The organism is Shinella sp. BE166 (assembly GCF_051201095.1).
Taxonomy (GTDB): domain Bacteria; phylum Pseudomonadota; class Alphaproteobacteria; order Rhizobiales; family Rhizobiaceae; genus Shinella; species Shinella lacus.
The window spans coordinates 1-23970 of the sequence record NZ_JBPEHL010000013.1 but is presented as its reverse complement, the minus strand read 5'-3'; the positions used below and the strand labels follow the sequence as shown (position 1 = coordinate 23970).

Here is a 23970-nt window from a genome sequence, read left to right as displayed (position 1 = left end):
GACCGCCATGACGATCACCTTCAAATCCCCCTCCAAGGACAAGGCCGAGCTCGAAACCGGCCCGGACTTCACCCCGCGCTTCGACGAACACGGCCTGGTGACGGCGGTGGTGACGGATGCGAAGGACGGCGAATTGCTGATGGTCGCGCACATGAACGCCGAATCGCTGGCGCTCACCGTGGAGACCGGCATCGCGCATTACTGGAGCCGCTCGCGCAACTCGCTCTGGAAGAAGGGGGAAACCTCCGGCAACCTCCAGACGGTCGTGGAGCTGCGCACCGATTGCGACCAGGATGCCGTGTGGCTGAAAGTCTCGGTCGCCGGCCATGACGCGACCTGCCATACCGGGCGCCGCTCGTGCTTCTATCGCACGGTTTCGAACGGCCCGGAGGGCGCGGTGCTGACCATTACCGGTGGCGAACCGCAGTTCGATCCGGCGGCGATCTACGGTAAAAATTAAGCATCTGCGCGGATTCCGTTCAGTTCCGGCACGGATTCACCAATTGGCAACCGGTCGGGACGCCTAATGCACGCCATGGCGGCCTCTATCCCCGCCACGGATCAGGACCATGGAACCCAATCGCTGTAGTGCGTCACGACCGGTTTCCAACGCCGCCCCGCAGGGGACGACGATCCGACGGGCAAGCGCCCGCCTTCCGTTTCGACAGGACGCACACGGGAAACACCGCAGACGGGTTTTTCTCGCCAAAGTTCCCCGCGTCACAGTCTGCATCTATCCTGTCATTTATTGTGTAGCGGATAGGCCCGAGGCTCTGGAACTGATTGCTTCGGCGCGAATTCCTCTTCGTAACGGAGGCCCGGCATGCTGAACTGGAGTTTCAATCGTAGTCTCGTAACGGCGGATGCATCAGATCCGGGCGGCCCTTCCATGAACGACATGTCTCACATTCCCGCGCCGGCCCAGCCGCGCAAACCCAAGATCGCTCTGGCGCTGGGCGGCGGTGCCGCCCGAGGCTGGGCCCATATCGGCGTGCTGCGGGCGCTCGACGAGGAAGGTATCCCCGTCGGCATGATCGCCGGAACCTCGATCGGTGCTCTCGTCGGCGGCTGCTACCTCGCCGGCAAGCTCGACGAGCTGGAGGCCTTCGCCCGCTCGCTCACCATGCGGCGCATCGCGAGCCTCCTCGATTTCACCATTCGCGGCTCGGGCCTGTTCGGCGGCATGCGGCTGACGAAGCGCATGCAGGAGCATCTGGAGAACCTTTCGATCGAGGATCTCGACCGGCCCTTCGTGGCGGTCGCGACCGAGGTCAACAGCGGCCATGAGGTCTGGATCAACAGCGGCTCGCTGATCACCGCCATCCGCGCTTCCTACGCCCTTCCCGGCATTTTCGAGCCGATCAAGTGCAACAACCGCACGCTGGTCGATGGCGCGCTGGTCAATCCGGTGCCGGTCTCGGTCTGTCGGGCGCATGAGGAGCCTCTGGTCGTCGCCGTCAACCTCAACTACGACCTCTACGGCCGCTCGGCGGTCATCAAGCACAGCGCAAGCCAGCAGAAGATCGACGATCACAAGCAGGAAGACAGTGCTGCGCGCCTCGGGCTGACGAGCGTCATGGTGCAGTCCTTCAACATCATCCAGGACCGCATCTCCCGCGCACGCCTTGCCGGAGACCCGCCGGATCTCTCGCTGCATCCCAAACTGTCGGATATAGGCCTTTCGGAATTCCACCGCGCCGGCGAAGCGATCGACCGCGGCTACCTCGAAGCCAAGGCGCGGATCTTCGAGATCAAGCGCATGCAGGAAGCCGTGCTGATGCGCTGAGCGCTTTCAGCAGCCAAAGACACGTGCGGGCGGAGCGATTGAACATCGGTCCGCCCGAAATCGTTCCGGGTCTGGCGACTAGCCCGAGATATAGGCCTTGATGGCTTCCGCTTCGTGCTTGATCGCCCTTATATGGGACTTCACCACGTCGCCGATCGAGATGATGCCGACAAGGCGCCCTTCCTTTTCCACCGGGATATGGCGGGCACGCAGCTTGCTCATCATTTCCATGAGACCTTCGACGGTCTGGTTCTCGTCGCAGCGATGGACGTTGCCCCACATGATGGAGGAAATGGGTTTGTCCAGGCATTCCGCCCCGTTGCGGGCGACGGCGGCGACGATGTCACGCTCGGTCACAATGCCGGCGATGCGGTCGTTGCGATCGACGATGACGATGGCGCCGATATGGTTTTCATGCAGATAGACGGCAGCCTGCTTGACTGTGAGCTGCGGGCCGCCCGTTACGACGTTGCGGCCTTTTTCGTCCAATATCGTCTTTACATACATGCGTACCTCCCGTGTGCATCATAACGCAGAGAGGCGGGACACCCGCGCAGGGATGCCCTGCCAGTAACCGGCGCGACATCCGCTTCCTCCCGCGTGATACCGCTCCCGTTCCGGTGTGCATGTGCGAACCGGAACACGTCCATGGTGCGCCACGATAGAGGCGATTGCAAGACCGCTAATGGACTATCGTTAATCCCGGCGGCTTTCGGCGACCGCGACGTCGAACAGCGGGAAGAACAGGAAGCCGAAGAGGAAGCCGCCGATATGCGCTTCCCAGGCGATCGCGCCGCCGGCAACCGAGCCGAAGATCTGGCCGAAGCCGATCAAAAAGTTCGTCAGGAACCAGATGCCGGAAAAGACCAGCACGGAGCGGTTGGAAAGCGCTTCGGGGATGGTCAGGCGGCGGTTGAGATGGGCGAACTGCCGGCTGATGCGGCCGCTCGGCGAGAAAACGAAGCGGGCCGCAGCCCCCATCAGGCCGGACACCACGCCGGACGCGCCGACGACGAGAATCATCGCCCCCCAATGCAGAGCCGCGTGAAAGGCGACGGCGGCAATGGCGGAAAGACACCAGAAGAGAAAGAAGCGCCAAAGGCCGATGCGCCGCACAACCGGCGCGCCGAAGGCGACCATCCAGAAGGCATTGAAGATCAGATGCTCCCAGCTGCCATGCAGCAGCGAATAGGTGACCGGGCTCCACAGCCAGCCGAGATCCTGCTCGGAAAAGGGAATGGAGTAGCGACCGGGGATGAAGGCGAAGTGCAGGAGGACCAGTTCGTCCGCCTGGGCCGAGATCAGATAGGTGCGCACGACATGGATAACGGTGAGCAGGGCCAGGATCGCGACGAGGCTGCCCGGCAGGTTGAATGCCGGCTCCCGCTTGCGGAGGTCCATCCCGCCGCCCTGCACTCCACCGCCGTCATCCGTCATGACCGATCCACCAAATTCATAAAATACGAGTCGCGCTTATACAGAGAAAAGAAAGGCCGTGCAGCTTTCGCTGACGGCCGGTGCCCCCAATCCCCGGGGCTGAAATGATGTGCAGTAAACCATTCCCTCGTGGAGGGATGACCGGATGTTCCTCCAAGCCGGCCGACGATGCAATCGAAAGCATTGGTTAACCTTAACGGCGCTCTGGCACGAAACTCGCTCCTCTCTTCGAAAAACCACCGTACGCACGGCCTTTCGTGCCGGAACGGAACAGAATCGATTGGAAGCGCGCATGCAGACGAAGGCCGTCACGGCACTTTATGATTACTGGACACGGCAGCGGGGCGAGCGCGCCGTGCCGCTGCGCAGCGCCATAGAGCCCGCCGACATTGCGCCCATCCTGCCCGATGTCTTCATTCTGGAACACAACAGGTTGGACGATCCCCGCTTCCGCCTCGCCGGCACGCGCCTCTGTGCGCAGTTCGGGCGCGAGCTCAAGGGGTCTGGTTTCGACAAACTCTTTGCGCCGGACCTGCGCAATCGCGTCGCCCGGATCACGGAAAATGTGATGGCGCATGCGGCACCTGCCGTCATGCAGATCGCGCTGGTCGACGGCAGCCTGGACACGACGGAGGCGGAAGTTGTGCTGTTGCCGCTCGCCACCAAGGGCAAGGCGGCAGACCGTATCATCGGTGCCTTCGCGCCCCTGCCCGGCCAGCGGCAGCCGCTTTCGGCCTTCCGCTATGCGACGCTGGGCGCGCTTTCGGTCATCGATCCGAGCCGGGCGAAGAATCTCGGCGGCAACCGGCCGGCGGTGCCGATGCCCACCTCGATCATGGCGGTCCGTCCGGCCGGCCTCGGCCAGACGATGAGCCGCGTGCTGCATCTCAGGATCTTCGAGGGCGGTCGCCAGGGTGACGATGGGTGAGGCAGAAACGCCGGACTACAACCCGGAACGCCTCTAAGTTGTCGAAATGCACGCGTGTAACGACTTTTCAATGTGGGGGAAAACCTTCTGTTAACCCCGAAAGATTAAGAGTTGGAAAGAGATAAGATCATCAGGCACGCGCGCACATGTATTCCTTCCAGCAAGCATCGCCCGCCGTCCGGAAACCGCAGCCCGATCAGCGCAGCTTCCAGCGCGTCTCGGTGAACCTGCCCGGCCGCCTGATGCTGGCCAATCACGAAGAATATGAATGCACCGTGCTCGACATGTCGCCGGGCGATGCCAGCTTCATCTGCCTGGGCCGCCCGCGCATGGGCGAACGCATCATCGCCTATGTCGATCATCTCGGCCGCATCGAGGGCACGGTTGCCGCCCTCAGCGACGCCGGCTTCGCAATTCTCCTCAACGCAACGGACCGCAAGCGCGAAAAGCTTGCAGCACAGCTCACCTGGATCGCCAACAAACACGAACTGGGCCTGCCGGAAGACCGCCGCCACAACCGCCTGACGCCGCGCAACACCAGCACCGACCTGACGCTCGACGACGGCCGGCGCTACCCCTGCCGCATCATCGACCTTTCGATGTCCGGCGCGGCTGTCGATATCGACGTGCGGCCGGCACTCGGTACGCCCGTACAGCTCGGCCACATGAAGGGCCGCGTCGTGCGCCATTTCCAGGAAGGCGTCGCCATCGAATTTTCGTCCGTGCAGTCGAAGGATGCACTGACCGCATTCCTGTAGCATTTCGGGACGACCACAGGTCGTATTGTACCATGAGGGCCCTGCGGGGCCCTTTGCTGTTTCAGGACGAGACAGCGCGCCCTTCTCAAAAATAATCGCAAAATATTTTTGGCCGCCAAAAGCGCCTTCGACCCCCTTCGCACGACGAAAGGGCCTTTGTAGCCCCATTGCCCGTAGAAATGCCGGCCCTCGTCCGATGTGCTCCAACGGCATCGCTCCCCATTATCGCACAGAACGGCATGTTGACCCCGGCCGGAAATTTCTTTGGAATCAAGAGATTGCGCCAGTCGCGCTGGGATCGGTCCAAACGGAAATTCATTCAAATTTTAATCAAATACATTTCAAGTACAACTCAAATTCATCTCGAATTTTATTCTTGTTTTATACTTATACCACCTTGATTTGAACTAAGTTATACTTCCGGTTTTCGCGCAAGCTCAAAACATCCCTGTCATTGTGACCTCATCGAACGGGGACACACACAATGAAAAAAACGATCAAGACAGGGACGTTTGCCTTTCTCTTCTCTCTGGCTGCCGCAGGCGCCGCGATGGCGCTGCCGGCCAACATTCCGCTGGCGGGCAGCACCAACCAGCCCATCGGCCACTACGAATTCTGCAAGCAGTACAGCGACGAATGCGGCCCGACCGGCAAGGACAGGGGACCTTTGGCGCTGACGCAGGAAAGCTGGAAGACGATCCTCAACGTCAACTACACGGTCAACACGGACGTGCAGCCGCTGACCGACATGGAAATCTACGGCGTCGAGGAACAGTGGACCTATCCGGACACCGTCGGTGACTGCGAGGACTATGTGCTCCTGAAGCGCAAGCGCCTGATCGAAGCCGGCATTTCGCCGTCGAACCTTCTGATCACCGTCGTGCTCCAGCCGAACGGCGAAGGCCATGCGGTGCTGACCGTGCGCACCGACCGCGGCGACTTCGTGCTCGACAACATGCGCAACAAGGTCCTGCTCTGGTCCCAGACCGAATACCGCTTCCTGAAGCGCCAGTCCTCGGCGAATGCCGGCAAGTGGGTGAAGCTGCAAGACGGTCGTGCCGACGCCGTCGGTAGCGTCAAGTAGTCCCCGGCGCCAGCGCGGCGCCACATGACGAGATTGCCCGGCGGCCCCGCCGGGCAATAAAGGGCCCGGTCAGTCCCCCAATCCCCGTCCCGACCATGGCCCTGCGGCCGGTTCTGCTGTCCCGGAACCGGCCGCTTTCTTTTTCAGCACCCCACCCCTGCCCGATCTCAACCGAAAATTAACCCTGTTCGCAGACGCTCCGGCAAAGGTCGCCGTCCCTTGAAACCGGCCCCGACCAGGCACAGCGAGGGATGCGAGATGACAGTGGCAGCGACCGGCAGTGACGAACACGCCCCCCTGCTTTCCAACCGCCTGCTGACGCGCCTGACGATTTCCGTCGCGGTTCTCGCCGGCCTGACCGTCGCCATCAGCCTTGCCGGCCGCATGCTTGGCGAACGCATCGCGCTTGCCGGCCATACGGAAAGCGCCCAGCCGGTGGATATCGTCATCGGCCAGGACCAGATCCGGCTTCCCGCCAACACGATCCGCTTCGAGGAGCAGCGCCAGACCGGCCGCGCCGAACGGGTCGATCTCTACCTGACCTGGCCCGAAATGAAGGGCTATTCCAATGCCGAGCGCGTAAAATTCAACGATGCCAGCCGCCCCGAAAACCTGATTTTCCTCAATCTTTCGCAAAGCACCATGTCGAAGGACATGTCCGGTCGGCTGGAACCGATATACAGCCACCTCTTCGACGACCGGCCCGAGCCCGGCCCGGCCGGCCTGACCCTCCAGCCCCTGAAGGACACGTCCGGTTATGGCGGCGAAGTCTTCTTCACCGGCGTGCTGCCGGACGGCGCCGATTATGCGGTGCGCTGCATGATGCCCGCCGACCCGTCGCAATCGACGAGCGCCGACTGCCAGCGCGATATCCACATCGGCCGCGATCTTTCTGTGCTTTATCGTTTTTCGAGCAGACTTTTGCCGCAGTGGCAGGCCATGGAGGCGCGCGTTCGCGACTATCTCGGCCAGTCCTTCATCGAGGACGGCCATCCCTCGTCCGCCCGCCTGAACCGATAAACCCCGTCGATAAAACCCGGCCAATCTCAGAAACCAATGATTCATCATAAACCGATTGGTAACGCTATCCCACTACTGTGCTGGGAACGGTCGTTCCGGGAAGTCCACCTCCGGATCACATGTGCAATCCAAGCATGAAGAGTAGCCTAGTGTCCCGTTCCGTATTCCTCGATTTTCTCCCCCGCTCTTGTCAGGCAATTGCCACTGCGGCGAAAGGTCTGGTGATCGTGGGGATGGTCGCCACCGTAGCCGTCGCGACCCCGGCCGAGGCCAATCCGAAATATTCCGGCATCGTCATCGACGCGAAAACCGGTAAGGTACTCTACAGCGAAGACGCCGATGCGCTGCGTTATCCTGCTTCGCTCACCAAGATGATGACGCTGTACCTCACCTTCGAGGCGCTGGAGGCCGGTAAGATCCGCCTCAACACCCGCGTTCCCTTCTCGAAGAATGCCTCCAGCGAACCGCCGACCAAGCTCGGCGTGGGCACCGGCAACTCCATCACCGTCGAGCAGGCCATGCTCGGTCTCATTACCCGTTCGGCGAATGACGCCTCCACGGCGCTTGCCGAATTCCTTGGCGGCTCGGAAGAGCGTTTTGCCCGCATCATGACGCAGAAGGCGCGTGCGCTCGGCATGACCCGCACGGTCTACCGCAACGCGAACGGCCTTCCCAATACGGCACAGGTGACGACCGCGCGCGACCAGGCTCGCCTGGGCATCGCGCTGCGCCAGCACTTCCCGCAATATTATTCCTATTTCTCGGTGCGCAGCTTCCGCTTCGGCAAGCAGACCATCAACGGCCATAACCGCCTGCTCGGCAGCGTGCGCGGCGTGGACGGCATCAAGACCGGCTACACCCGCGCTTCCGGCTATAACCTCGTGACCTCGGCCGTGGCCGATGGCCGCAGCGTCGTCGGCGTCGTCATCGGCGGCCGTTCAGGTGCGGCCCGCGACCAGCAGATGCGCAAGCTCATCGCGACCTACATGCCGAAGGCCTCGCGCCGCGGCGGTGGCGACCTGATCGCCGAAACCAAGGATGCGCCGACGCTGACCGCCGAAGCCGTGACGAAGAAAACGGCGACCGCGTCGCTCGCCGGCGGCCTCGACCTGCCGGAAAACGGGCCGATCCCGACCTATCGCTACAAAGAAGCCCGCATCGAGACGGCCTATGCCGCGACGGCGGATGAAGGCTCGGAAGTCGTCGGCAAGCGGGCGCTCGCCGCCACGCTGAAAATCCAGCGCGACAGCGCCGTTCCGCCGGAAGACCTCACGGAACAGGGCGACACCGGCGGCGACGTCGACAAGCTCACCACCTCTTCCACCGTTGCCGCCGTCGCATCGGAATCCGTGCCTTCGGGCTGGGTGATCCAGATCGGCGCAACGCCCGACCGCGGCCAGGCGCAGGACCTGCTTTCCAAGGCGAAGGACCAGGGCGGCAAGGCGCTCTCCAGCGCACAGCCCTTCACGGTCGCCGTCAACAGCGGCAGCCAGCAGCTCTACCGCGCCCGCTTCGGCGGTTTCGACGGCCAGGATCGCGCTGCCGCAGCCTGCAAGGTGCTGAAGCGCAAGGGTTTCGCCTGCTGGGCCAGCCAGCAGTAAAGACGATCGAAGCGCGCCAGCGTGTTCGGCGCGCTTTCAAAACACTACCGCCTTGCGCCCGCAACGGCCACCGGACAGGTTTTGCATACCGGAGGCTGCGGGGCGAAGGCAGGCGGATACCGTGAAGACGGTTCTGCCATCCTCGATTTGGTATTGCGTACGAGGCAGATCATGGCGATGAACGAAAACCAGTTCGATGTCCCCCCGGAAGCGCGCGACGAAAAGCGCAAGTCGCTGAAGGGAACGCTTCACCCGCTGCACGAGGCGGCGATGCGGATCGCGGATATCGGGCTCGGCCGTTCACGCAACAAGACGAAGGATCTCGTCGGCATGCTGCTCGCGCACGGCGCCCGCGCCTGGCGCTCCGGGCAGCCCGCCGCCGGGATCCATCTCCATGTCGGCGTCAGCGGACGTCGCCATCCGGTACGCTTGCGCATCCGCTGAGCGCCAAAAATCGCTTAGAGAAGTCCGAGTTCGGCCAGTTCGCGCCGAAGCTCCAGCGGCAGGTCGGCGGTGCCGTCGCCCATGTTCTTCAGGTCACGCGGCGCATCGTCGTCGGTGAGATAGCGCCAGCCTTGAAAGGCGCGGCGCGGCTGGTATTCGGTCTCGATGACCTCCGGTCCCAGCACCAGTTCGCAGCGCGAAATGCCGTCGACATCGGTAAAACTCTTCAGGCCCAGCAATGGCTGGCGCGCCTGCACCTGGCCCTTGATCACCCAATAGAGCGAACCGCCGTCGAGCAGCTCCTGGTCGCGCTTGGGGATCATGCGCGTGATATGGCTGGAATGCGGCTCCATGCCAGCCGCGATCGCGATCAGCGAGCGTTCGGACACCCATTCGCGCAGATCCTCGATCGAGTCCGCGCCAACACAGAGTTTGATGAGATGCAGGGCCATGGCTCTTTGAACGCTCTTGCGGCGGCCGGGTCAAGGGGCCGCCGCGTCGCACTCCACAGGGAAGAAGCGGGAAGCCTCAGCACTCCACCACGTTGACGGCGAGGCCGCCGGTGGAGGTTTCCTTGTACTTCTCGTTCATGTCGACGCCGGTCTGGCGCATCGTCTCGATACAGGCGTCGAGCGGCACGAAATGCACGCCATCGCCCTTCAGCGCAAGCGAGGCCGCGGTCACGGCCTTGACGGCGCCCAGCGCATTGCGCTCGATGCAGGGCACCTGCACGAGGCCGGCAATGGGATCGCAGGTCATGCCGAGATGGTGTTCCAGCGCGATTTCCGCGGCATTTTCCACCTGTTCCGGCGTCCCGCCCATGACGGCGGCAAGGCCGGCGGCGGCCATGGCGGAGGCGGAGCCCACCTCCCCCTGACAGCCGACTTCGGCGCCCGAGATCGAGGCATTGTGCTTGATGATGCCGCCGACGGCCGCTGCCGTCAGCAGGTAGTCGCGAATGCCGTCCTGGTCGGCATCCTCGTGGAAATGCAGGTAGTAGCGGATGGTGGCGGGCACGACGCCGGCCGCACCATTGGTCGGCGAGGTGACGACGCGGCCGCCCGCGGCATTCTCCTCGTTGACGGCCATCGCGTAGACGGAAAGCCAATCGTTGGCGAGCAGCGGGTTCGCCTTGTTGGAGCGCCACTCCTCCTGCAGCTTGTCGTGGATCGAGCGAGCGCGCCGGCGCACCTTCAGGCCGCCCGGCATGATGCCCTCGTTTTTCAGGCCACGGTCGATGCAGCTCTTCATCGCGCCCCAGATGCGGTCGAGGCCGGAATCCAGCTCCATGCGCGACATGGTCGCTTCCTCGTTCGCCCGCTTCATCTGGGCGATCGTCATGCCGGAGCGCCCGGCCATTTCCAGCATCTGCTTGGCGGAGGCGAAGGGGAACGGCACTTTCTTGTCGCCGGCCCGCGCCTTGCTGGCCCGCATCTGTTCGAGTTCGGTGTCGGTGACGACGAAGCCGCCGCCGACGGAATAGTAGATGCGCTTCAGGAGCAGCCGGTCGTCGCGGTCGTAGGCAGAGAAGGTCATGCCGTTGGCATGGCCCGGCAGCGGGTTCTTCTTGTCGAAGATCAGGTCGGTCTTCGGCTGGAAGGCGTAGCCGGGATGGCCGGGTGGCGTGATGCGGCCGGTGCGCTCGACCTCGCCGATGATGGCGTCCATCCGGTCCGGATCGACCGAATCGGGCCGTTCGCCCATCAGGCCGAGCACGACGGCGCGGTCGGAGCCGTGGCCGACGCCGGTATAGGCGAGCGAGCCGTGCAGACTCATGCGGATGGTCGCGACCTGCGCGCCGGCCGGGCGCGGCCAGTCGGACGAGAGGATGAGGTCGAGAAAGCGGTTCGCCGCCGACATCGGTCCCATCGTGTGGGAGCTCGATGGCCCGATCCCAATCTTGAAGACATCAAATACCGAAAGAAACATTCCCGGACTTCTCCTTGCCGCGGCAGGCCACGCTTTGATCCTTGAAGCTACGTTATCATGCGCCGCGCATAAGGCGATCTCCCGACATCGGGTTTTACGTGCGCGACATTGCCTGCAGGATCGGACGATAAAAACAAAAACAGCGCGCCTGGGAGAGCGCGCTGTTTATGTAAGGACGATGGCCCGGTGTTTTCAGATGCCGCCGAAGAGATAGGCGATAACCAGGACTGCGCCAAAACCAAGGACTGCACGGGCGGTGACGCCCCAGCAGGATTTCTGAACAGTGCTTTCCATGATTTCCCCGATTGGAAGAATGTCGCGATGGCGTGTTCGGCCCCGCATGGCGCCCTGTTTAATGAAGATTTCATGAAACCGCAATCGCGAAAAATGGCGAAACCAAGGCTCCGGGCACATAGGAGCCCCGCGCAAAATGCATGACCTGTCGCAAAATCAGACAGTTATCCTTTCGTGCTGGCTTTTGAGGCCGCCGTCATTCCGCCCAAGGTCTAAACAGGCCTGCGGCGGCGCTTGCAAAATGCGCCATCCGTGGCAAAACGCTCAGCCATGAGCACACCCGATCTCGTCGCCCTCGCCATCTTCATCCTCCTGTGGACGGGATATTCCTGGATCACGGAACGGGCAAAGCTGTTCGACCGCGTCAGCCTCACAAGGGCGATGAGTTCGCAGCGCGCGGTGTGGATTCGCAATGCCATGCACCGCGACCTGCGCATGATCGACACGCAGATCATGGCCGGCCTGCAGAACGGCACGGCCTTCTTCGCCTCCACCTCGATCTTCGCGCTCGGCGGCTGTTTCGCGCTGCTCGGCGCGACCGAGCAGGTCTTTGCGATCTTCAGCGACCTGCCGCTGGTCTTCCAGGGCAGCCGCGCCGGCTTCGAGCTGAAGGTCGGCGGCCTTGCGGTGATCTTCGGCTACGCCTTCTTCAAGTTCGGCTGGTCCTACCGGCTGTTCAACTATTGCACGATCCTGCTCGGCGCCATCCCGATGAGCGGCGACGTGCACAAGGACCCGGCCGGCGCGGACCTCGCCGCCGACAAGGTGATCCGCATGAACATCCTTGCGGCGAAACATTTCAACATGGGCCTAAGGGCCATCTTCCTGTCGATCGGCTATCTCGGCTGGTTCATCAGCCCCTATCTCTTCATCGCGACGACCTTCGGCATCATCATCGTGCTCGTCCGCCGGCAGTTCTATTCGGAAGCGCGCCTCGCCGTGCTGGAACGCCTGGACTGACGAGAGCTTCCACCGGCCACCTTTCGGCCATCCGCCCGGCGCAAGCTTGGCGTGACATTCTCCCATGGACCAAAGCAATGCAGCGACCCCGAACCATGACGACGACGGTGATTGACGGCAACGTGGCAGAAGGAAGCGCCGCAACGCGCCGCGTGCCACGCATCCCGTTGATCGACCAGCTCCGCGCCATCGCGCTGATCGCCATGGCGATCTATCATTTCACCTGGGACCTCGGCTTTTTCGGCTATATCGCGCCGGAGACCGCCACGACCGGCGGCTGGAAGATTTTTGCGCGGGTGATCGCCGGCAGCTTCTTGTTCCTCGCCGGTTTCAGCCTCGTGCTCGGCCACGCACAGGGTTTTCGCCCGCGGGCGTTCTTCATCCGGTTCGGCAAGATCGGGCTGGCGGCGGCAATCATCAGCGTCGCCACCTGGTTTGCCTTCCCGGACACCTTCATCTTCTTCGGCATCCTGCACGCCATAGCGGCCGCAAGCCTCATCGGCCTTCTTTTTGTGCGCCTGCCGGTCGTCGTCACGCTGCTGGTCGCCGCTGCGGCCGTCGCCGCTCCCTTCTACCTGCGCGCACCGTTGTTCGATCACCCGGCGCTCTGGTGGGTCGGGCTCTCGGTCAACGTGCCGCGCTCGAACGACTACGTGCCGCTGCTGCCGTGGCTGGCGCCGGTGCTGCTCGGAATTGCGATGGCCCGGCTTTTCGTCGCCAGCCCGCTGCCGGAACGGCTTGCGGGCTACGGCGCTACGACGAAAGTCTGGTGGAAAAGCCTGCTGGAAAAAGCCGGCCGCCACAGTCTCGCCATCTATCTTATTCACCAGCCCGTGCTGATCGCGCTCGTCTACGGCTTTTCCCTCGTGGTGCCGGCGCCTGCGGCCGACCCCGTCGAGAGCTACACCAAGAGCTGCGTCAGCGCCTGCGTCAACGAGCGCGGCGCCCGCTTCTGCCAGAGCTTTTGCGGCTGCACGCTCACCCGGCTGATGGAGCAGAATCTCTTTGCCGACCTGAACCGCGGCGCGATCGACGTGACGAAGGACGAGCGCATCGGCGCGATCTCGTCGCAATGCACGGCAAATGCCGAAACGGAAACCGAGCTGAAGGAATAGGATCATGAATGCCTATCGCATGAAGCCTCTCGCCTTTCCCTGGCCGCCGCTGATTTACGGCGCGGCCATAGCGGCGGCCTTCCTGCTGCAGGCGTGGTTTCCGCTGGCGGTTTCCGACACGAATATCTGGATTGCGCGCGCGGCCGGCGGCGCGCTCATCGTCACGGCGATCGTGCTGGATGTCTGGGCCATGCGCACGCTGCTCGACAGCCACACGACGATCATGCCGAACCGCTGTTCGACCCATCTCGTGACCTCCGGCCCTTACCGCTTCACCCGCAACCCGATCTATCTCGGCTATACGCTGGCGACGGCCGGCATGGGCCTTGCCATGCTCAATCCCTGGTGCCTCGTCACGGCGACGGTCGCCGCCGTCGTCACCAGCATCGTGGCGATCAAGCGTGAGGAACTGCACCTGCTTTCGCGCTTCGGCATCGATTTCGAGCGCTATTGCACCGGCACGTCGCGCTGGATCTGAATGGGGATTAAGTGCCGACGCCGATCTCGGCCAGGCGCGTCAGGCACGCTTCCTCGACATTGTCGAGTTCGGTCAGCGTTTCCTCGATGTCACGCCGCTTCTGGCGCAACTCCTCGCGCTTTTCACTGACCTTCGCCATCAGCAGTTCGAGCTGCCCGACTTCACCCGGCGGGTCCTTGTAGACGCGGATGATGTCGCGGATTTCCGCAATTGTGAAACCGATGCGGCGCCCGCGCAGGATTTCCTGGATCAGACGACGGTCGGCCGGGCGGAACAGACGCGTGCGGCCGCGGCGCTCGGGATGGATCAGCCCCTCGTCCTCGTAGAAGCGCAGCGTACGGGTCGAAACCCCGAATTCGCGCGTCAGCTCGGTTATGGTATAAAACTTGTCCACGCCTGCTCCGATCTCGTCTGAGCGGGCATTTTATTGACTTTTACGTATAAGTCAATTTTTTGCCTATCTTATCGCAAACCACCACGTCGCAAGCCCGAGAAACGCAAAGAACCCGACAATGTCAGTGACCGCGGTCACGAAGACGCTGGAGGAAACCGCTGGGTCGGCGCCGGCGCGGTCGAGCAGCATGGGGATCGTGATGCCGGCGAGCGCTGCGGCGCACATGTTGATCAGCATGGCGACCGCGATGACGCCGCCGATATTGATATCGTGGAACCACAGTGCGGCGACGCAGCCGATCACGATACCAAAGGCGACGCCATGCAGCAGGCCGACACCGGCCTCGCGTCGCACGACGCGCCAGGCGTTGTGGATGTCGAGGTCGCGGGTCGCGAGCGCGCGCACCGTCACGGTCATGGTCTGCGAGCCGGCATTGCCGCCCATGCCGGCGACGATCGGCATCAGCACGGCAAGCGCCACGATCTCCTCGATCGTCGCCTCGAACAGCGAAATGACGGAGGCCGCGAGGAAAGCCGTCAGCAGGTTGACCAGCAGCCACGGCGCGCGGGAGCGTACGGTCTCGATGGTCTTGTCCGACAGTTCTTCATCGCCGACGCCGCCGAGGCGCATCAGGTCTTCCTCGGCCTCTTCCTGGATGACGTCGACCACGTCATCGATGGTCAGCACGCCGACGAGGCGGCCGTTCTCGTCGACGACGGCGGCGGAGAGAAGGTCGTACTGCTCGAAGAGCTGGGCGGCCTCTTCCTGGTCCATCTCGGCCGGGATCGGGTGGTTCGTCTCGCGCATGATCGCTTCGATCTTTGTATTGCGCGAGGTGCGCAGCACGCGGTCGAGATCGATGGCGCCGAGCAGGCGGAAGGTCGGGTCGATGACGAAGATCTGCGAAAAGCTCTCCGGAAGGTCGGCATCCTCGCGCAGGTAGTCGATAGTCTGGCCGATCGTCCAGAACGGCGGCACGGCGACGAACTCGGTCTGCATTCGCCGGCCGGCCGTGCTTTCCGGATAGTCGAGCGAGCGGCGGAGCCGGATCCGTTCGGTGAACGGCAGCTTGGAGAGGATTTCCTCCTGGTCCTCCTGGTCGAGGTCTTCCAGGATGTAGACGGCGTCGTCCGAATCCATCTCGCCAAGCGCCGCGGCGATCTGGTCGTTCGGCATATGCTCGACGATGTCGAGTCGGATCGCCTCATCGACCTCGGTCAGGGCCGCAAGGTCGAAATCGTCGCCCAGCAGCGAGACGAGCTGGCGGCGCTGTTCGGGCTGGATCGCCTCCAAGAGGTCGCCCATTTCCGATTCATGCAGGCGCGCGACGTGGCGGCGCAGAAAGAGCAGGTCGCGATCGGCAATCGCCGCGCCGACATACATCAGGAAATCCGAGCGGATCGAGCCGTCCTCGGCGTAGATGTCCTCGCCGTCGAAGGTACTGTGTTCTGCCTGTCCCTTATGGATGCGGTGGTCGTCGCCGGTGTTTTCCATCGGGCCGCTCCTTGCGTCGGGATCGTCCCACCTGGCGCGCCGGCCGAGCAGAAACGACAGGGATTACGTGCAGGGTTTCCTCGAAGCGCCCCTCGCCGGGCGCGCCGCTCACCATCGTGCTAAAGCAAAGCGCGCGGTCGGTCCATCACCGAAAGCGGCAAAAGCCGGCGTGGGACAAAAATTTCGCAAGCTGTTGCAATTTCATGAAAATCACACGATTCGCGGCGCCCGGAAGCACCCGGGATTTCCCGCCTGCCGCAAACAGGCTAGGGATGGGAGCCCAGACACAGCCGGAGAAACCATGGCGATCCTTCCCATCCTGCGCTACCCCGATCCGCGTCTGCGTTCGCCCTGCCGCAAGGTGGAGCTGTTCGATGCGCGGCTGGCGACGCTCGCCGACGATCTCGCCGCCACGATGCGTGCCGCCCCCGGCATCGGCATCACCGCTGCCCATGTCGGCGTGCTCGAACGGCTGACGGTGATCGAGCTTGAAGGGCCGGGCTCGCTCCGCACCTATGTGAACCCGGAAATCGAATGGTTTTCGCCGGAGCTGCAACGCCACACCGAGGGTAGCGTCTCCATGCCCGGCATGACGGACGAGGTGGAGCGCCCTGCCCGCATCCGCCTCACCTATCAGGACCTCGCGGGCGTCACCCACAGCGAGGAAGCCGACGGCCTGCTCTCCGTCTGCCTTCAGCACGAGATCGACCAGCTCGACGGCATTTTCTGGATCGACCGCCTCTCCCGCCTGAAACGCGAACGCCTCGTCAAGAAATACAACAAAAACAAGGGCTGACGCTGACACGGGAAGCCGGCGTCGGCAAGGTTCGGGCGGGCCTTGAAACGGCCCCAATTGATTCCTTGTCAATGCGCGACAACAAGCCCAGTGTGATGGCTTCAGCAGCCATTGCCACGGGCGCTGTTGTTTGAGGGTTGGTTACCCTGGCCCCAAAAGGAAGGAGGACGTCATGTCTTCCGATGCCAAACTTGCCGCTATTTCCGAAACAGACATGCAGACGATCCAGTCGGTCCTCTTCCGCGCCGGCTACGACATGGGCTCCGGAATCGGTGACGACTATAAATACAGCGCGGCCGCACTTCTGTTGATGCAGAAGGTTCGCGCCGAAGAGACATCCGCCGTAGCGCTCGAAGCCTATCTCGACGACCGGTTCGGCCGCTCCGCCAAATACAAGGTGCTCTTTGCGCCGCTCCTTCCGCGCTACGCGATCCAGGGCTTGCCAGCGGTCGCCAAGGCGCTGATGCGTCCGATCGAAAAGCGCCGCCGCACCAATCTCAAGGGACTGAAAAGCTGGGAGAACGAGGGCGGATCGACCAGCGGAGCATAGACATGTCTTCCCGTTTGACGATGTCGATCCTGCTCGTCGTGTTCTCGATCGGCCTCATCTGGTCCTATCGCCCGGACCAAAGCAGATATGAACGACTGAACCCCGCGGCGCTTCGCCAGCCGATTTCCGCGCAACAGGAAAGCGATGACGGAAATGACGGAACGAACGACTGAAAAGGAAATTACCTTCGCCCACGCCTTCACGCTGGATTCCCTCGTGGAAGCGTTGCAGGCGGGAACCTATCGCCTCGTCGTCGACGAGGAACTGATCGAAGGCCTCAGCTTCCCGGCCTACAGGCGGGTCGCCACGCATCTGGAAATTCCCGCGATCGCCATCGCCAGGGGAAAGCGCCAGTTCCTGCAAGTCACGTCGAAGGAGATAGACGAGGCGCTCGCCGCGGACGCGGGACGACCGCCGGATGGGCCGCGCTTCGTTCCCTGATGGGAGGGCGTCAATCAGCATCAAAGGCCCAAAACAAAAAAGACCCGCCGAAGCGGGTCTCTTTTTTGGTGCGGTCGAGAAGACTCGAACTTCCACGGGTTGCCCCACAGCGACCTCAACGCTGCGCGTCTACCAATTCCGCCACGACCGCATCGTGGTAGGCGTCGTCTTGCGGCGACGGAGGTGCATGTAGCAAAAGCATTTGGGGTGCACAAGGCTGATACGAAAGAAAAATGACGGAAAGCGAAACAATTTCAACAGGTCCTGTGCAAAGCCCCGGAAACCCCTGAAATCCTTGCATGATCGCCCCTATATCTGGCAGAACGGAACGAAAAGGACGGGCCTCATGCAGCGGCAGGACATCTCCATTTCCCTTCTCGCGGTTCCCGGCTCGCCGCCGGTGCGCTGGCGCATCGCGCCGGACCTCGTTGCCTATGACGAGGCGGTCGAAACCATGGAAAAAGAGGCCGCCGCGATCGCCAATGGCGAGGCCGACGAACTCGTCTGGCTGGTCGAACATCCGCCCCTCTACACCGCCGGTACGAGTGCCAACGCCACCGACCTCATGGCGCCGGATCGGTTCCCGGTGTTTTCCACAGGCCGCGGCGGCGAATACACCTATCACGGCCCCGGCCAGCGGGTCGTCTATGTCATGCTGGATCTGAAACGCCGCCGGCAGGACGTGCGCGCCCTCGTGGCGGCGCTGGAGGCGGTGGTGATCGACGCGCTCGATTCGATGAACGTGCGCGGCGAGAGGCGCGAGGATCGCGTCGGCGTCTGGGTGCGCCGGCCGGAGCGCCCGGCCCTTCCGGATGGTTCGCCGGCCGAGGACAAGATCGCGGCGATCGGCATCCGGCTGCGCCGCTGGGTGAGCTTTCACGGCTTCTCGCTCAACGTCGATCCGGAACTCGAACATTTCTCCGGCATCGTACCCTGCGGCATCCGCGGCTATGGCGTGACGAGCCTCGTCGATCTCGGCCTGCCGGTCATGATGAGCGACGTCGACATGCGCATCCGCGATTCGTTCGAGCGGGTGTTCGGCGACACCGTTTCGGAAGCGGACTGTCAGCCCAGGAGCCTTTCGCAGGCATAGATAATCGCATAGCCGTGCAGCACGATGGCGGCGTAGAGGCCGAAGCCGGCCAGCAGGCGCTGCGGCGCCGTCATTGGATCGAGCGCCCGGCGCGGCTTTACGCCACCGGCACCGATCAGGCTCAGCACGGTGAAGACCGCAAGGCCAGCAGTCAGGAGCTGGAGTGGCAGTCCGATCCGCCAGCCAACCCAGAGGATGGCCAATGTCACGAGAAAACTCACGACAAGAAGGCTGAGGCGCGTCGAACAGACCTGCCTGAGCAGCTGCCCGCCGTCGAACCTGTGCATCGGCAGCAGGTTCAGCAGGTTGAAGGCGCCGAGGATCAGGAGGAAGACGAGCAGCACGCCGCTCGTCGCCGGGCCTGCCGCATCATGCAGCGCCACCAGCGGCGGTATCAGGAAGGCCGACATGCCGGCCCCCATAAGGGCGCAGACCGCAACCTCGAAATGGGAATTGTACGGTCGCCCGCCGACCGCGATGCCACCGAGCAGCGGCACGAAGATCATGCGCACCCGCTGGTGCCCGAAGGCCCGATAGGCCGCCATGTGGCCGAGTTCGTGCAGCACGATCACCACGGTGAGCATGGTGGACAGCAGCAATCCGCGCGGGCCGAGCCCGAAGAACGGCCAGAGCAGCAGCGTCGAGAGCACCGCAAGGCCCACCTGCGTCAGCGGGTGTTCGAGAACGCCATGCACCTCGCCCTTGCCTGTCGCCAACCACCGGTCGAGCGCCTTCATTTCACGGCGCAGCTGGATGTAGCGGAACAGCAGGAAGGCGATGCCGCGATAGCGGTCGGTCTGCTCGACGGTGAGCGCCGTGCCGCCCGGAACCGCGCGCAGAAAACGCCGCTCCACATAATTCCGCCAGAAGGAGGCATCGAGCGCGCTGTCCTCGACCACCCGCGTTTCGCAGGCGATGCCGTCGGCATCCGTCGCCTCGCTGACCGAGAGCGTGCGCGTGATCGGATCGCCGCTGCGGTCGGGATAGGAAAAGGTCTGCTTCACGCGGTCGCCGGCCAGCCGTTCGCTGGACATGACCGAGGGATGCCAGTCCGCCTCTGCACCGAGCGGGCTGACCAGGGCGGCGATGCGGCCCGGCGGCGCGTGGAAGATGCGGGTGAGATGGAGGGTGCGCCTGCCGACCGGTGCTGCGATCAACAGCCAGATCAGCCCGAGATTGATCGTCAGAAGCAGGATCACCGAAAACGATGTCGACATGCCGTCCTCCCCGACCGTCATGGCAGGCAGAAACGACGCTAACGGCAAAGTCCTAACAAATGTTAAGAACCGGCCTCACGCAAAATCCATGATGACTGCGTCGACGGCCAGGCTCTCGCCGGGCTTGGCATGGATCGACCCGACCGTCAGGTCGCGCTCGGCCCGCAGCACGTTTTCCATCTTCATCGCCTCGACGACGGCCAGCGTCTCGCCCGCCTTCACCTCCTGCCCCTCGCTGACGGCGATCGACACGACGAGACCCGGCATCGGGCAGAGCAGCATCTTCGACGTGTCCGGCGGCAGTTTTTTCGGCATCAGCGCGTCGAGTTCGGCAAGGCGCGGCGTGAAGACGCGGGTGCGCACGGAAAGCCCCTGCCAGTCGATGCGCAACCCGTTCGCGAAAGGCCGGAGCTGCGCCGTCACGCGACGTCCGTCGATCGTGCCGCGCCAGACCGGTTGGCCCGGCCGCCAGTCGGTGGCGACGGCATCGTCGGCGGTGAGCGCTTGATAGGCATCGCCGATCTTCACCACCCAGTCCTTGCGCGCCGGCATTGTCGGGCGCAGCCGGTCGACATGGTTTGCGCGGCGCTCGGTATCGACGAGATGGGCAGACAGCGCGACGCGAGCAAGGATGGCTGCCTCCTCCGCGTCCGGCGCCACGGGCGCAAAACCGTCCAGATATTCCTCGGCGATGAAGCCGGTGGAAAGGCGGCCCTCCCGCCAGCGCGGATGGCGCATCAGGGCGGCGAGGAAGGGCACGTTGTGCTCGATACCGTCGACCGTAAAACCATCCAGCGCATCGCTCATCGCGTCGATCGCCTGGAGCCGCGTCGGCGCCCAGGTGCAGAGCTTGGCGACCATCGGGTCGTAATACATCGAAATCTCGGCGCCTTCGTAGACGCCCGTGTCGTTGCGCACGATCGCCTCACCGCTCTTGCCTTCAACGGGCGGGCGGTAGCGGGTGAGCCGGCCGATCGAGGGCAGGAAATTGCGGTACGGGTCCTCGGCGTAAAGCCGGCTTTCCACCGCCCAGCCGTTCAGCGTGATGTCGGCCTGCGCCAGCGCCAGCTTTTCACCGGCGGCAATGCGGATCATCTGTTCGACGAGATCGATGCCGGTGACGAGTTCGGTCACCGGATGCTCGACCTGCAGGCGCGTGTTCATTTCGAGGAAATAGAAATTGCGCTCGCGGTCGACGATGAACTCCACCGTGCCGGCGCTCTGGTAGTCGACAGCCTTGGCGAGCGCCACGGACTGCTCGCCCATCGCGCGCCGCGTCGCCTCGTCAAGGAAGGGCGACGGCGCCTCTTCCACGACCTTCTGGTTTCGCCGCTGGATGGAGCATTCGCGCTCGCCGAGATAGAGCGTCGTGCCATGGGCATCGGCCAGCACCTGGATTTCGATATGGCGCGGATCGACGATGTATTTCTCGATGAAGACCCGGTCGTCGCCGAAGGAGTTTTTCGCCTCCGAGCGGGCGCGCTCGAAACCGTCGCGCACCTCGGTTTCGTCCCAGGCGATGCGCATGCCCTTGCCGCCGCCACCGGCGGACGCCTTGATCATCACCGGATAGCCGATCTCGCCGGCGATGCGCTCGGCATGCGCGCCATCCTCGATTACACCGAGGAAACCGGGAACGGTCGAGACCTTTGCCGCATTGGCGAATTTCTTCGATTCGATCTTGTCGCCCATGGCGCAGATCGCCTTCGGCTTGGGGCCGATGAAGACGATGCCCTCCGCCTCCAGCGCCTCGCAGAAGCTAGCGCGCTCGGAAAGGAAGCCGTAGCCCGGATGAACGGCCTGCGCACCCGTTTCCTTGCAGGCGGCGATGATCTTGTCCGCGACGAGATAGCTTTCCGCGGCCGGCGCCGGGCCGATATGCACAGCCTCGTCGGCCATCTCGACATGCAGCGCGTCGCGGTCGGCATCGGAATAGACGGCGACGGTGGCGATGCCCATCCTGCGTGCCGTCTTGATCACGCGGCAGGCGATCTCGCCGCGATTGGCAATCAGGATTTTCTTGAACATGCTTTCCTCCGGCAGTCTCTACAGCGAGTCTTAGTCACTCAACGGAAAGCTCTCAAGGCACCTCAGTCAAAGGCGATGTCCGCGGCCACCTTGCGGGTCCGGTGCTCGCGCCAGATGATGAAAAGACCGGAGGCGACGATGACCGCGATGCCGAGCCATTTCGACGGCGTCGGGAAATCGCCGAAAATCGCATAGCCGAGCACGGTCGCGGAGATAATCTCGAAATACTGGAAGGGGGCCAGCAACGAGAGCGGCGCCATGCGGAACGCGCGCACGACCAGCATATGCGCATAACCCGACAGCGCGCCGAGGATGACGAGCAGCACCAGTGCGAAGGCGGATGCCGGCAGCGAGGGCGCAAAATCGGCGATGCCGGCCGAGTGACCGGCGAACAGGGCCACGCCCATGAAGATCGTGCCGCCGAAGCCGGCGATCGTCTGCATGGTCAGCGGGGAATCGGCGTCGCCGATGGCGCGGTTCATGAAGAGGTAGATCGAATAGAGGAAGGCGCAGGCGACCGGCAACAGCGCGGTCCAGCCGAAGAGCACGAAGCTCGGCTGGATGACGATGAGCGCGCCGCCGAAGCCGACGACGATGGCCAGCCAGCGCCGCCAGCCGACCTTGTCGCCCAGGAAGGCCGCGGACATGGCGGTGAGGATGAAGGGCTCGACGAAATAGATGGCGAACACGTCGGCAAGCGGCATGTATTTGACGGCCGCGAAGAACAGCAGGCTTGCCGCGCCGTGGATGGCGCCGCGCAGCAGGTTCAGCCACGGGCGTTTCGGCCGCAGCGTGGCGCTGCCGGCGGCCGTGAAGACCAGCGGGATCGTGCAGACGACCTGGAAGAAGAAGCGATAGAAGGTCACCTGCCCCGGCGACATGTCGGCGAAGGTCGCCATGTATTTGGCGATCGCATCCATGCAGGGAAGCAGCAGCATGGCGACCGCCATGAGCATCACGCCTTGCATGGTGCCTCCGCCCGCCTGCTGGTTGGTGCCGGTTGCAGCGTTCATGATGCGACTCCCTCGTTCTCCCCTGCATAGCTCTTTTCCGCCGGCAGGCAATGCCGGAAATCCAGCCCCTGAAGGCCGGCGTGCGGGCGGCGCGAAGCGGCGCATTTGAGGTAGAATGCAATCCCGCATTGCCTGTAAACTCGCCTGATAAGAAATGGAGGCCGTGATGACCTTTCCCGGCGAAAACAACACCATCCCCTTCCCCTCGGGCCGCGCCGACGGCGATACGCTCGGCGGGCGGATCTGGCGTGCGCGCGATGCGCTGGCCTTGTCGCTCGAAGGCCTCGCCTCCCGCCTCGGCCTGCCGGAAGACACCGTCAGTGGCTGGGAACGCGACCACGCCGAGCCCGACACCAAGGCGATGTTCATGCTGGCCGGCGTGCTCTCCGTCTCGCCCTCCTGGCTGATCGCGGGCATCGGCGAAGCGCCGGCGGACCCGTCCGGCGACGAGCACCTGCATCCGCTGCTGCGCCAGCTCAACGAGGTCCACCGGCTTCACGACCAGACCGGCAAGGCCATCGCCGCGCTGGAGGCAGAGATTGCCAATTTGATCAAAAAAGATCAGGGCTGACTTTTTTCCATTTGCCGCACTTGAGGCCTCGGGCCGGCTCTGCAATGGTCCGCCCGAAAAGAATCCGCATGAGGAGAGACGAAGATGGACGTACGCGCCGCCGTTGCCGTTCAGGCCGGAAAACCGCTGGAAGTCATGACCGTACAGCTCGACGGCCCGAAGGCCGGCGAAGTGCTGGTCGAGGTCAAGGCCACCGGCATCTGCCACACGGACGAATTCACCCTGTCGGGCGCCGACCCGGAAGGCCTCTTTCCGGCGATCCTCGGCCATGAGGGCGCCGGCATCGTCGTCGATGTCGGCCCGGGCGTCACCTCGCTCAGGAAGGGCGATCACGTCATTCCGCTCTACACGCCGGAATGCCGCGAATGTTATTCCTGCCTGTCGCGCAAGACCAATCTCTGCACGTCCATCCGCGCCACCCAGGGCCAGGGCCTGATGCCCGACGGCACCTCGCGCTTCTCGATCGGCAAGGACAAGATTTTTCACTACATGGGCTGCTCGACCTTCGCGAACTATACCGTGCTGCCCGAGATCGCGCT

Annotated in this window: 27 protein-coding genes and 1 tRNA gene; 18 read left to right on the top strand and 10 right to left on the bottom strand. The window is 63.5% G+C overall.

The genetic code is table 11. The features are described 5' to 3' along the window. The first annotated feature begins 7 nt into the window (after positions 1 to 7). Both hisI and J2Y63_RS25710 read left to right on the top strand, forming a co-directional pair. Complete coding sequence (gene hisI, locus J2Y63_RS25715) at positions 8 to 460, top strand: phosphoribosyl-AMP cyclohydrolase (protein WP_256115817.1); 453 nt, start codon at positions 8 to 10, stop codon at positions 458 to 460. Between the two features lie 363 nt (positions 461 to 823). Next, a complete protein-coding gene (locus J2Y63_RS25710; protein ID WP_256115816.1) occupies positions 824 to 1786 on the top strand; it encodes a patatin-like phospholipase family protein in 963 nt (320 codons plus the stop codon). 78 nt (positions 1787 to 1864) lie between these two features. On the opposite strand, the gene J2Y63_RS25705 is transcribed toward J2Y63_RS25710, so the two are convergent. After that, positions 1865 to 2293 (bottom strand): CBS domain-containing protein, encoded by a 429-nt coding sequence (locus tag J2Y63_RS25705; protein ID WP_256115814.1) that lies wholly within the window; start codon positions 2291 to 2293, stop codon positions 1865 to 1867. A 189-nt stretch (positions 2294 to 2482) separates the two neighbouring features. Then, the gene (locus J2Y63_RS25700; protein WP_435268407.1) at positions 2483 to 3223 is read right to left on the bottom strand and encodes a rhomboid family intramembrane serine protease; all 741 of its coding nucleotides are present in this window, start codon (positions 3221 to 3223) and stop codon (positions 2483 to 2485) included. Positions 3224 to 3515: 292 nt separating this feature from the next. On the opposite strand from J2Y63_RS25700, the gene J2Y63_RS25695 reads away from it, so the two are divergent. The 6 genes from J2Y63_RS25695 to J2Y63_RS25670 all read left to right on the top strand — a co-directional run bounded on the left by J2Y63_RS25695 (position 3516) and on the right by J2Y63_RS25670 (position 9058). Next, the gene (locus J2Y63_RS25695) at positions 3516 to 4151 is read left to right on the top strand and encodes a PAS domain-containing protein (RefSeq protein ID WP_435268406.1); all 636 of its coding nucleotides are present in this window, start codon (positions 3516 to 3518) and stop codon (positions 4149 to 4151) included. Positions 4152 to 4297: 146 nt separating this feature from the next. Beyond that, complete coding sequence (locus J2Y63_RS25690; RefSeq protein WP_256115811.1) at positions 4298 to 4909, top strand: PilZ domain-containing protein; 612 nt, start codon at positions 4298 to 4300, stop codon at positions 4907 to 4909. A 484-nt stretch (positions 4910 to 5393) separates the two neighbouring features. Beyond that, positions 5394 to 5993 (top strand): transglutaminase-like cysteine peptidase, encoded by a 600-nt coding sequence (locus J2Y63_RS25685; RefSeq protein ID WP_435268405.1) that lies wholly within the window; start codon positions 5394 to 5396, stop codon positions 5991 to 5993. 258 nt (positions 5994 to 6251) lie between these two features. Beyond that, complete coding sequence (locus J2Y63_RS25680) at positions 6252 to 7013, top strand: hypothetical protein (protein ID WP_435268404.1); 762 nt, start codon at positions 6252 to 6254, stop codon at positions 7011 to 7013. 233 nt (positions 7014 to 7246) lie between these two features. Further along, a complete protein-coding gene (locus J2Y63_RS25675) occupies positions 7247 to 8614 on the top strand; it encodes a D-alanyl-D-alanine carboxypeptidase (protein ID WP_435268403.1) in 1368 nt (455 codons plus the stop codon). Positions 8615 to 8785: 171 nt separating this feature from the next. Then, complete coding sequence (locus J2Y63_RS25670; protein ID WP_256116179.1) at positions 8786 to 9058, top strand: hypothetical protein; 273 nt, start codon at positions 8786 to 8788, stop codon at positions 9056 to 9058. Between the two features lie 14 nt (positions 9059 to 9072). Here J2Y63_RS25670 and J2Y63_RS25665 read toward each other — a convergent pair whose 3' ends face one another. Together J2Y63_RS25665 and J2Y63_RS25660 are read right to left on the bottom strand one after the other, a co-directional pair. Beyond that, the gene (locus J2Y63_RS25665) at positions 9073 to 9510 is read right to left on the bottom strand and encodes a DUF1489 family protein (protein WP_256115806.1); all 438 of its coding nucleotides are present in this window, start codon (positions 9508 to 9510) and stop codon (positions 9073 to 9075) included. Positions 9511 to 9586: 76 nt separating this feature from the next. Beyond that, positions 9587 to 10987, bottom strand: coding sequence for an L-serine ammonia-lyase (locus J2Y63_RS25660; RefSeq protein WP_256115805.1), 1401 nt, complete (start codon positions 10985 to 10987; stop codon positions 9587 to 9589). Positions 10988 to 11551: 564 nt separating this feature from the next. Here J2Y63_RS25660 and J2Y63_RS25655 point away from each other — a divergent pair. The 3 genes from J2Y63_RS25655 to J2Y63_RS25645 all read left to right on the top strand — a co-directional run bounded on the left by J2Y63_RS25655 (position 11552) and on the right by J2Y63_RS25645 (position 13834). Beyond that, complete coding sequence (locus J2Y63_RS25655) at positions 11552 to 12241, top strand: DUF599 domain-containing protein (protein ID WP_256115804.1); 690 nt, start codon at positions 11552 to 11554, stop codon at positions 12239 to 12241. 77 nt (positions 12242 to 12318) lie between these two features. Next, positions 12319 to 13356 (top strand): DUF1624 domain-containing protein, encoded by a 1038-nt coding sequence (locus tag J2Y63_RS25650; RefSeq protein WP_435268402.1) that lies wholly within the window; start codon positions 12319 to 12321, stop codon positions 13354 to 13356. 4 nt (positions 13357 to 13360) lie between these two features. Then, positions 13361 to 13834 carry a methyltransferase gene (locus J2Y63_RS25645; RefSeq protein WP_435268401.1) on the top strand — a complete coding sequence of 158 codons (474 nt, stop codon included), beginning with the start codon at positions 13361 to 13363 and terminating at the stop codon, positions 13832 to 13834. A gap of 7 nt (positions 13835 to 13841) precedes the next feature. Here J2Y63_RS25645 and J2Y63_RS25640 read toward each other — a convergent pair whose 3' ends face one another. Next, a complete protein-coding gene (locus J2Y63_RS25640; protein WP_256115801.1) occupies positions 13842 to 14228 on the bottom strand; it encodes a MerR family transcriptional regulator in 387 nt (128 codons plus the stop codon). Between the two features lie 63 nt (positions 14229 to 14291). Next, a complete protein-coding gene (gene mgtE, locus J2Y63_RS25635; protein ID WP_435268400.1) occupies positions 14292 to 15722 on the bottom strand; it encodes a magnesium transporter in 1431 nt (476 codons plus the stop codon). Between the two features lie 301 nt (positions 15723 to 16023). Between mgtE and J2Y63_RS25630 the strand changes: the two genes are divergently transcribed. The 4 genes from J2Y63_RS25630 to J2Y63_RS25615 all read left to right on the top strand — a co-directional run bounded on the left by J2Y63_RS25630 (position 16024) and on the right by J2Y63_RS25615 (position 17509). Further along, positions 16024 to 16518, top strand: coding sequence for a peptide deformylase (locus J2Y63_RS25630; RefSeq protein WP_435268399.1), 495 nt, complete (start codon positions 16024 to 16026; stop codon positions 16516 to 16518). Between the two features lie 172 nt (positions 16519 to 16690). Further along, entirely contained in the window at positions 16691 to 17068 is a 378-nt protein-coding gene (locus tag J2Y63_RS25625; protein WP_435268398.1) for a hypothetical protein, read from the top strand. A gap of 2 nt (positions 17069 to 17070) precedes the next feature. Next, positions 17071 to 17241 (top strand): hypothetical protein, encoded by a 171-nt coding sequence (locus J2Y63_RS25620; RefSeq protein ID WP_435268397.1) that lies wholly within the window; start codon positions 17071 to 17073, stop codon positions 17239 to 17241. Next, positions 17222 to 17509, top strand: coding sequence for a hypothetical protein (locus J2Y63_RS25615; protein WP_435268396.1), 288 nt, complete (start codon positions 17222 to 17224; stop codon positions 17507 to 17509). The genes J2Y63_RS25620 and J2Y63_RS25615 overlap by 20 nt, the downstream gene beginning before the upstream one ends. A gap of 66 nt (positions 17510 to 17575) precedes the next feature. On the opposite strand, the gene J2Y63_RS25610 is transcribed toward J2Y63_RS25615, so the two are convergent. Next, positions 17576 to 17660: transfer RNA gene (locus J2Y63_RS25610), tRNA-Leu, on the bottom strand. A gap of 195 nt (positions 17661 to 17855) precedes the next feature. Here J2Y63_RS25610 and lipB point away from each other — a divergent pair. Beyond that, positions 17856 to 18602, top strand: a complete 747-nt coding sequence (gene lipB / locus J2Y63_RS25605; RefSeq protein ID WP_435268395.1) for a lipoyl(octanoyl) transferase LipB — start codon at positions 17856 to 17858, stop codon at positions 18600 to 18602. Here lipB and J2Y63_RS25600 read toward each other — a convergent pair. The 3 genes from J2Y63_RS25600 to J2Y63_RS25590 all read right to left on the bottom strand — a co-directional run bounded on the left by J2Y63_RS25600 (position 18575) and on the right by J2Y63_RS25590 (position 22860). After that, the gene (locus J2Y63_RS25600; protein WP_435268394.1) at positions 18575 to 19819 is read right to left on the bottom strand and encodes a hypothetical protein; all 1245 of its coding nucleotides are present in this window, start codon (positions 19817 to 19819) and stop codon (positions 18575 to 18577) included. The two genes, lipB and J2Y63_RS25600, sit on opposite strands and share 28 nt — an antisense overlap. A gap of 75 nt (positions 19820 to 19894) precedes the next feature. Next, the gene (locus J2Y63_RS25595) at positions 19895 to 21847 is read right to left on the bottom strand and encodes an acetyl-CoA carboxylase biotin carboxylase subunit (protein WP_435268393.1); all 1953 of its coding nucleotides are present in this window, start codon (positions 21845 to 21847) and stop codon (positions 19895 to 19897) included. Positions 21848 to 21909: 62 nt separating this feature from the next. Further along, positions 21910 to 22860 (bottom strand): DMT family transporter, encoded by a 951-nt coding sequence (locus tag J2Y63_RS25590; protein WP_435268392.1) that lies wholly within the window; start codon positions 22858 to 22860, stop codon positions 21910 to 21912. Positions 22861 to 23026: 166 nt separating this feature from the next. Here J2Y63_RS25590 and J2Y63_RS25585 point away from each other — a divergent pair, with 166 nt between their 5' ends. Beyond that, positions 23027 to 23431 carry a helix-turn-helix domain-containing protein gene (locus J2Y63_RS25585; RefSeq protein WP_435268391.1) on the top strand — a complete coding sequence of 135 codons (405 nt, stop codon included), beginning with the start codon at positions 23027 to 23029 and terminating at the stop codon, positions 23429 to 23431. A gap of 84 nt (positions 23432 to 23515) precedes the next feature. Further along, on the top strand, positions 23516 to 23970 hold a 455-nt coding region (locus tag J2Y63_RS25580; RefSeq protein WP_435268390.1), incomplete at its 3' end, for an alcohol dehydrogenase catalytic domain-containing protein.